Origin of the sequence: Microbacterium sp. 5K110, assembly GCF_005774735.1 — a bacterium.
GTDB lineage: Bacteria > Actinomycetota > Actinomycetes > Actinomycetales > Microbacteriaceae > Microbacterium.
In genome coordinates this window covers 1-7,646 of record NZ_VBUM01000122.1, presented here as the reverse complement: position 1 = coordinate 7,646, position 7,646 = coordinate 1, and the positions used below count along the sequence as shown (strand labels likewise).

Sequence of the window (7,646 nt, the reverse complement as noted above, 5' to 3'; positions counted from 1 at the left end):
CTCCCCCACGGCGTGATCGATCGCTGCGACCTCGTCATCGTGAACGAGACCGAGTACGCGCAGCTCCCCGAAGTGCACGATGCTCCGCTGCTGTGCGTCACTCTCGGCGCCGTGGGGGCGCGGCTGTACCGCCACGGCACGCTCGTCGCCGAAGCGCCGGGGGTGACCACGACGGTGCGCAACACCGTGGGCGCCGGCGACGCGTTCTGCGCCGCGCTGGTGGTGGGCCTTCTCCGCGGAGACGACGAGACCGCGGCGCTGGCCCGCGCGTGCGCCGTGGGTGCCGCCGCCGTCGCCGACGACGCCTCGCAGCCCGCGCTCGAGCCGCTCGACACCTACGGGGTGACCCGATGACCCGCCGCCCGATCCTCGTCGACTGCGACACCGGCATCGACGACGCGCTCGCCCTCGCGTACCTGCTCGCAGAGCCCACCGTCGAGATCGTGGGTGTCACGACCGTCTCCGGGAACACGGATGCCGCCCGCGCCGCCGCCAACACCCTGTCGCTGTTCGAGCTCGCCGGTGTCCACGACATCCCCGTCGCCGTGGGCGCGCACGACTTCCGCGGCCGCGCCTACGCCGGCGGCGCTCCGCACGTGCACGGGGAAGACGGCGTCGGCGGGATCGCGTGGGCCGCGGCCGACCGCTCCCCCGACACCCGCGCCGCGGTCGAACTCATCGATCACCTGGCCTCCCGAAATCCGGATCTCACGGTGCTCGCCCTCGGCCCGCTCACCAATCTCGCCGCCTACGCCGAGGCTCCCGGCGTCACCGCGTTCCATCGGCTCGTCGTCATGGGCGGCGCGTTCGCCCACTCCGGCAACGTCACCGCGTGGGCCGAAGCGAACATCCACAACGACCCCGAGTCCGCCGCGGTCGTCTTCGCGCAGGACTGGGACATCACCGCCGTTCCGCTCGACGTCACGATGACGCAGACCTTGGATGCCACCGACCTCGTGCGCCTCGAAGCGATCCCGGGTGCCGTGCCGCAGGCGCTGGCCGGGATGCTGCCCGCGTATCTGGACTTCTACGAGAACCGCGTCTTCCCCGACCGCCGCTGCGCGCTGCACGATCCGCTGGCCGCGATGGTCGCCGCGGGGGCACTGCGGGGACTCAGCGTCGCCAGCGGTCAGATCGAGGTGCGGCTTTCCGGCGGGGAGCGCGGGCGCACGGTGTCGTCGCGCGCGTCGTCCACGCAGCGGTGGGTGCGCGGCATGGAGGGGTCGGCCGTCGAGCTGTTGATCGAGCGGCTCGAGTCGCGGGAGTGGCCGGGCTGAATGCCCCGTTGCGCACACCGCTCCCCGACGACATGATGGCCTCGTCCGACGGCACTCCAATGGGGGAGAAATCATGGCAGGAAAGTACGAGCTGTACAGCGACAAGGCCGGCAAGTTCCGGTTCCGACTCAAGGCGGGCAACGGTCAGGTCATCGCGTCGAGCGAGGCCTACGAGTCGAAGGCATCCGCTCTGAACGGGATCGCCTCGGTGAAGGCGAACGCGGATTCCGACACCGACGATCTGACCTGATCCTGACCCGCGTCCCGCTGGCGATCCCGGCCCGGGAGGCCGGTCGCCTCGACCATGCGCGGAGAGGTATTCGGGTCGCGCACGAAGGATTGCGCACGACCCGGCCACCACAGAGGTACGGCGCCCATTGGGCACCAGCGGTCGCTGGCCGCATCACAGACGAAGGGGCCCCGCGCGATCTCTCGCGCGGGGCCCCTTCGTCACCACCGGGTCAGAAGTCCCAGTCGTCGTCCTCGGTCGCCTCGGCCTTGCCGATGACGTACGACGAACCCGACCCCGAGAAGAAGTCGTGGTTCTCATCGGCGTTGGGCGACAGGGCCGACAGGATCGCCGGGTTCACGTTCGTCACCGACGCGGGGAACATCGCCTCGTAGCCGAGGTTCATCAGCGCCTTGTTGGCGTTGTAGTGGAGGAACTTCTTGACGTCCTCGCTCAGGCCTACCGAGTCGTACAGGCTCTGCGTGTACTGCACCTCGTTGTCGTACAGCTCGTACAGCAGCGAGAACGTGTAGTCCTTGATCTCGTCGCGGCGGGCCTGGTCGACCTGCTCCAGTCCGCGCTGGAACTTGTAGCCGATGTAGTAGCCGTGCACGGCCTCGTCGCGAATGATCAGGCGGATCAGGTCTGCCGTGTTCGTGAGCTTGGCGCGGCTCGACCAGTGCATCGGCAGGTAGAAGCCCGAGTAGAACAGGAACGACTCCAGCAGCGTGGAAGCGACCTTGCGCTTGAGCGGGTCGTCGCCACGGTAATAGTCCATGACGATGTGCGCCTTCTTCTGAAGGAACTCGTTCTCGGTCGACCAGCGGAACGCCTCGTCGATCTCCTTCGTCGAGCACAGCGTCGAGAAGATCGACGAGTAGCTCTTGGCGTGCACCGACTCCATGAACGCGATGTTGGTGTACACCGCCTCCTCGTGCGGGGTGATCGCGTCGGGGATGAGCGAGACCGCCCCGACGGTGCCCTGGATCGTGTCGAGCAGCGTCAGACCCGTGAAGACGCGCATCGTCAGCGTCTGCTCGTCGGGCGTCAGCGTGTTCCACGACTGGATGTCGTTGGACAGCGGCACCTTCTCGGGCAGCCAGAAGTTGTTGACGAGACGGTTCCAGACCTCGAGGTCCTTGTCGTCCTGGATGCGGTTCCAGTTGATGGCCTGAACGTGGTTCAGCAACTGCAGCTTCTCAGCCATGGTGTCCTCAATAAGAATTCGTGATCAGCGGATCAAAGCATGCACGAGACGCACTCGGTCATGTCGGTGCCCTCGAGCGCCAGCTGACGGAGGCGGATGTAGTAGATCGTCTTGATGCCCTTCTTCCAGGCATAGATCTGGGCCTTGTTGATGTCGCGCGTGGTGACGGTGTCCTTGAAGAACAGCGTCAGCGACAGGCCCTGGTCGACGTGCTGCGTGGCCGCGGCGTACGTGTCGATGACCTTCTCGTAGCCGATCTCGTACGCGTCCTGGTAGTACTCCAGGTTCTCGTTCGTCATGAACGGCGCCGGGTAGTAGACGCGGCCGAGCTTGCCTTCCTTGCGGATCTCGATCTTCGAGGCGATCGGGTGGATCGAGCTCGTGGAGTTGTTGATGTACGAGATCGAACCGGTCGGCGGGACGGCCTGCAGGTTCTGGTTGTAGATACCGTGCTGCTGGACGGATGCCTTGAGCTCGCGCCAGTCGTCCTGGGTGGGCACGGGGATGCCGGCGAAGAGCTCGGCGACCTTGGCGGTCTGCGGCTCCCACACCTGGTCGGTGTACTTGTCGAAGAACTCCCCCGACGCGTAGGTCGAGTCGGCGAACCCGTCGAAGGCGACACCGCGCTCCATCGCGAGGCGGTTCGAGGCCCGGAGGGCGTGGAACAGCACCGTGTAGAAGTAGATGTTCGTGAAGTCGATGCCCTCTTCGGAGCCGTAGTGCACGTGCTCGCGAGCGAGGTAGCCGTGAAGGTTCATCTGCCCGAGGCCGATCGCGTGCGACCGGTCGTTGCCGTCTTCGATGGAACGGACCGAGGCGATGTGGCTCTGGTCGCTCACCGCGGTGAGGGCGCGGATCGCGGTCTCGACCGTGAGGCCGAGGTCGCGGCCGTCCATCGCCAGGGCGATGTTCATCGAACCGAGGTTGCAGGAGATGTCCTTGCCGATCTCGGCGTACGAGAGGTCCTCGTTGTACGAAGTCGGGGTGTTGACCTGCAGGATTTCCGAGCACAGGTTGGACATGTTGATCCGACCCTTGATCGGGTTGGCCTTGTTCACCGTGTCCTCGAACATGATGTACGGGTAGCCCGACTCGAACTGGATCTCGGCGAGGGTCTGGAAGAACTCGCGCGCGTTGATCTTCGTCTTCTTGATGCGCGGGTCGTCGACCATCTCGCGGTACTTCTCGGTGACCGAGACGTCGCCGAAGGGCACGCCGTAGACGCGCTCGACGTCGTACGGCGAGAAGAGGTACATGTCCTCGCCGTTCTTCGCCAGCTCGAACGTGATGTCGGGGATGACGACACCCAGCGACAGCGTCTTGATGCGGATCTTCTCGTCGGCGTTCTCACGCTTGGTGTCGAGGAAGCGCAGGATGTCGGGGTGGTGCGCGTTGAGATACACCGCACCGGCACCCTGGCGGGCTCCGAGCTGGTTGGCGTAGCTGAAGCTGTCTTCGAGGAGCTTCATCACGGGGATGATGCCCGAGGACTGGTTCTCGATCTGCTTGATCGGGGCGCCCGACTCGCGGATGTTCGACAGCAGCAGGGCCACGCCACCGCCGCGCTTGGACAGCTGCAGGGCGGAGTTGATGCCGCGGGCGATCGACTCCATGTTGTCTTCGATACGCAGCAGGAAGCAGGACACGAGCTCGCCGCGCTGCGCCTTGCCGGCGTTGAGGAACGTCGGGGTGGCGGGCTGGAAGCGACCGGAGATGATCTCGTCGACGAGCTGCACCGCGAGGCGGGGGTCGCCGTCGGCGAGGGCGAGGGCGGTCATGACGACGCGGTCCTCGAAACGCTCGAGGTAGCGCTTGCCGTCGAAGGTCTTCAGCGTGTAGCTCGTGTAGTACTTGAACGCGCCGAGGAAGGTCTCGAAGCGGAACTTCTTGCCGTAGGCACGGTCGTTGAGCTCCTGGATGAACTCCAGCGAGTACTTGTCGAGCACCTTGGGCTCGTAGTACTCCTTCTCGACGAGGTAGTCGAGACGCTCCTTCAGGGAGTGGAAGAACACCGTGTTCTGGTTGACGTGCTGCAGGAAGTACTCCCGCGCCGCCCGCTTGTCGGCGTCGAACTGGATCTTGCCGTCCGCGTCGTACAGGTTCAGCATCGCGTTCAGGGCGTGGTAATCCAGCCCTTCGAACCGCGCCTCGGTCTTGAAGTCCACGTCGCTCAGCCCTACTTCCACCACTGTTCCAATCCTTCGGTGACGCGCTCGACGTCTTCTGGTGTGCCGAATACCTCGATGCGATACAAGTGCGGCACAGAGCACTTGCGGCTGATGATGTCTCCGGCGAGACAGAAGGCGTCGCCGAAGTTGGTGTTGCCTGCGGAGATCACTCCGCGGATATGCCGTCGGTTGCTTTCCTCGTTCAGGAAGCGGATGACTTGCTTGGGGACGGCGCCCTTCTCGACGCCCCGGCCGACACCCCCGCCATAGGTGGGGGTGACCAGCACGAAGGGTTCGTCGACGTGAAGCGGCGGGTCGGTCGGTCGCAGGGGGATGCGGACGGCCCGCTTGCCGAGCTTCTCGATGAAACGTGCGGTGTTGCCCGACACGCTCGAGAAGTAGACGAGCAGCGGAGCCTCGGTCTCCGACATGACAGCGCTCACGAGAACCCTCTGAGCCCGTCCGGGATCAGGCCAGGCGCGAGGCCAGCTCGTCGATCTTGTCGGGGCGGAAGCCCGACCAGTGGTCCTCGTCGGTGATGACGACGGGGGCCTGCAGGTACCCGAGCGACTTGACCTGCTCGAGGGCCGCGGGGTCCTCGGTGACGTCGAGCACGTTGTACTCGATGCCCTTCGAGTCGAGTGCGCGGTACGTCGCGTTGCACTGGACGCAAGACGGCTTGGTGTAGACCGTGATCGCCATTTCGTTCTCTCTCTCCCCTGGAAAATCGTCATCCGACCGCTGGGAGCGGGCCGGGAGCTCAATACTACATATGGGGACGGACATCGGGGGGAACCACAAGGGGTAGTAGTTACACGAGTGTGATTTTCCACCGCTCTCCCCATGTACAACACAGGTTGTCCACGATTTCATCCACAGGCGGAGCCCTCATTTGGATGTCATCAAGACCCGCCGTTCCGCGGATCTCGTGCCTTCTCCCACGATCCATCCACAGCTCGGACGCTAGACGGGGGCTCCGACATCGCACAGGCGGTGGATATCTCCGCCCGGCGTGTCGCGGCGTGTCGGACTCGGCGGTCGTGGACGGCGACGTCACCCGTGTCGGAGGCAGGGGATAGCGTGGTGCGGTGGCCGGCTACCGCGTACTTCTCAGAACCCCGGGCGTGGGGCGCATCATCGCCGCTCAGCTGACGGCGCGGTTCCCCAACGGCATGATCAGCCTCGCGGTGCTCCTGCACATCGAGCACGTCACCGGCTCATACGGCGCGGCGGGCCTCGTCCTGGCCGCCACCAGCGTCGGCCAGGCCATCGCCGGGCCCGTGACGAGCCGCTGGATGGGTCTCTGGGGCATGCGGCGCGTCTTGACGGTCACCCTCCTCATCTGCGCGGCCGCGATCGCCTCCATCGCCCTCCTGGTCGTGCCGCTGCCGGTCTACATGGTCTTGGGCCTCATCGGCGGTCTCTCCACTCCCCCGGTCCAGTCGGCCGTGCGCACCATCTACCCCAAGATGGTCAACTCCTCCCAGCTGACGCCGCTGTATTCGCTGGACGCGTCGCTGCAAGAGATCATCTGGGTGCTCGCGCCCGTGCTCATCACACTGGTCGGAACACAGGTGGGCACCGTCCCGGCCCTGCTGCTCATCGTCGTGATCCTCCTCGGCGGGGGCGCGTGGTTCATCCTCAGCCCCGAGGTCGGGCGCGTGCGCATCCCCCGCAGCCGTCGGGCGCTGGGCACGGTGCTGCGCAAACCGCCGGTCATCCTCGCGACCGCGACCGGGTTCCTGCTCATCGGCGCGTGCGCGGCCGTCGAGGCCGGCGTGGTGGCGACGTTCGACCACGGCGGCCTCGAAGCCGGTCTCGTCCTGGCCGTGTTCGCCGTCGGCAGCCTCACGGGCGGCCTCGCGTTCGGGCACATCCCCATCGGCCCGTGGGCCATGGCGCGTCGCTTCGCGATCGTCGCCGTCGGCCTCAGCCTCACGATCGTCTCGCTCAACGCATGGTGGCTCGGGGCGACGCTGCTCGTCGCCGGCGCGGGCATCGCCCCCGCTCTGGCCGTCATGTTCGCGATGACCTCCGCGAGCGTCCGGTTCAGCGAGACCGCCGAGGCGTACGGCTGGATCGGAACCGGCCAGCTCATCGGTGCGGCGGCGGGATCCGCGGTCGCCGGCTTCCTCGTCGACGGTGTCGGGCCGCAGGGGGCGTACGTCGCCGCCGCGGCGTTCGCCGTCCTCGGACTGGGGGTCGCCGCACTGTTCGTCCGGGGCTTCCCCGACCTGCGCCACCGCGACGCGAGCCCCATCCCCGACACCGAACCGGTGCCCACGATCACCTGACGCGCGACCGGTGCCCACACGCCGGCCCCACCCCCCGCACGGGGTACGGCGACGCGGCGCTCAGCGCAGCCGACGGAGCATCTCCAGCACGGCGAGCGCGTAGGCGTCGGCGGGTTCGGGGTGATCGAAGACCAGGGTGGTGCCCGTGATCGAGATCTCGACCTCGTACGTGTCCGACAGTCGACGCAACGACCGGAACGACGACCGCAGCAACTCCCGCAGGTGCGCCTCCGACGGCAGCCAGAGCGCGTCCTCGGTCGCGACGGAATCCAGCGCCCACTCGGTGGTTCCGTTGAACGCGAGGATCCGCCCGGTCGGGTACTCCCGCGGCTCCACCGTCATTTCACTGACGGTGAACACATCGGCCTCGAACTCGGGTTCGTTCAGCTGGAACCGGTCGCCCGAGCGCGGATGCCACACGAGCCCCGCCTCGCGCAGGGCCAGAGCCATCTCGGTCGAGATCATGGCATC

9 protein-coding genes are annotated in these 7,646 nt (G+C 66.5%); 4 read left to right on the top strand and 5 right to left on the bottom strand.

Going from position 1 to position 7,646, the window contains the following annotated elements; translation table 11 throughout:
- The 3 genes from FE256_RS17015 to FE256_RS17005 all read left to right on the top strand — a co-directional run.
- The coding region (locus tag FE256_RS17015) for a carbohydrate kinase family protein (protein WP_138178013.1) at positions 1-354 on the top strand (354 nt) is incomplete at its 5' end.
- Positions 351-1,277 carry a nucleoside hydrolase gene (locus FE256_RS17010; protein WP_138178011.1) on the top strand — a complete coding sequence of 309 codons (927 nt, stop codon included), beginning with the start codon at positions 351-353 and terminating at the stop codon, positions 1,275-1,277. The genes FE256_RS17015 and FE256_RS17010, both read left to right, overlap by 4 nt.
- A gap of 73 nt (positions 1,278-1,350) precedes the next feature.
- Positions 1,351-1,527: a YegP family protein gene (locus tag FE256_RS17005; RefSeq protein ID WP_138178009.1), complete on the top strand. Its 177-nt coding sequence runs from the start codon at positions 1,351-1,353 to the stop codon at positions 1,525-1,527.
- Positions 1,528-1,738: 211 nt separating this feature from the next.
- On the opposite strand, the gene nrdF is transcribed toward FE256_RS17005, so the two are convergent.
- Genes nrdF through nrdH form a run of 4 tightly spaced genes read right to left on the bottom strand, consistent with a single transcriptional unit; the run spans position 1,739 to position 5,583 of the window.
- Complete coding sequence (gene nrdF, locus FE256_RS17000) at positions 1,739-2,713, bottom strand: class 1b ribonucleoside-diphosphate reductase subunit beta (protein WP_138178007.1); 975 nt, start codon at positions 2,711-2,713, stop codon at positions 1,739-1,741.
- Between the two features lie 32 nt (positions 2,714-2,745).
- On the bottom strand, positions 2,746-4,878 hold the full coding sequence (nrdE, locus tag FE256_RS16995) for a class 1b ribonucleoside-diphosphate reductase subunit alpha (protein WP_171024399.1): 2,133 nt from the start codon (positions 4,876-4,878) through the stop codon (positions 2,746-2,748).
- An 11-nt stretch (positions 4,879-4,889) separates the two neighbouring features.
- Positions 4,890-5,312, bottom strand: a complete 423-nt coding sequence (gene nrdI, locus FE256_RS16990; RefSeq protein WP_138178003.1) for a class Ib ribonucleoside-diphosphate reductase assembly flavoprotein NrdI — start codon at positions 5,310-5,312, stop codon at positions 4,890-4,892.
- A gap of 37 nt (positions 5,313-5,349) precedes the next feature.
- Positions 5,350-5,583 carry a glutaredoxin-like protein NrdH gene (gene nrdH / locus FE256_RS16985; protein WP_022878810.1) on the bottom strand — a complete coding sequence of 78 codons (234 nt, stop codon included), beginning with the start codon at positions 5,581-5,583 and terminating at the stop codon, positions 5,350-5,352.
- Positions 5,584-5,969: 386 nt separating this feature from the next.
- Here nrdH and FE256_RS16980 point away from each other — a divergent pair, with 386 nt between their 5' ends.
- Complete coding sequence (locus FE256_RS16980) at positions 5,970-7,175, top strand: MFS transporter (protein ID WP_138178001.1); 1,206 nt, start codon at positions 5,970-5,972, stop codon at positions 7,173-7,175.
- A gap of 60 nt (positions 7,176-7,235) precedes the next feature.
- Here the strand turns inward: FE256_RS16980 and FE256_RS16975 are convergent, their stop codons facing one another.
- Positions 7,236-7,640 (bottom strand): pilus assembly protein CpaE, encoded by a 405-nt coding sequence (locus FE256_RS16975; protein ID WP_138178015.1) that lies wholly within the window; start codon positions 7,638-7,640, stop codon positions 7,236-7,238.
- Between the last annotated feature and the right edge of the window lie 6 nt (positions 7,641-7,646).

What these genes read in the sequence shown, in the direction of transcription:
- FE256_RS17010 (WP_138178011.1), top strand. Translation starts at nt 351, where the DNA reads ATGACCCGCCGCCCGATCCTCGTCGACTGCGACACCGGCATCGACGAC.
- FE256_RS17005 (WP_138178009.1), top strand. Translation starts at nt 1,351, where the DNA reads ATGGCAGGAAAGTACGAGCTGTACAGCGACAAGGCCGGCAAGTTCCGG.
- nrdF (WP_138178007.1), bottom strand. Translation starts at nt 2,713, where the DNA reads ATGGCTGAGAAGCTGCAGTTGCTGAACCACGTTCAGGCCATCAACTGG.
- nrdI (WP_138178003.1), bottom strand. Translation starts at nt 5,312, where the DNA reads ATGTCGGAGACCGAGGCTCCGCTGCTCGTCTACTTCTCGAGCGTGTCG.
- nrdH (WP_022878810.1), bottom strand. Translation starts at nt 5,583, where the DNA reads ATGGCGATCACGGTCTACACCAAGCCGTCTTGCGTCCAGTGCAACGCG.
- FE256_RS16975 (WP_138178015.1), bottom strand. Translation starts at nt 7,640, where the DNA reads ATGATCTCGACCGAGATGGCTCTGGCCCTGCGCGAGGCGGGGCTCGTG.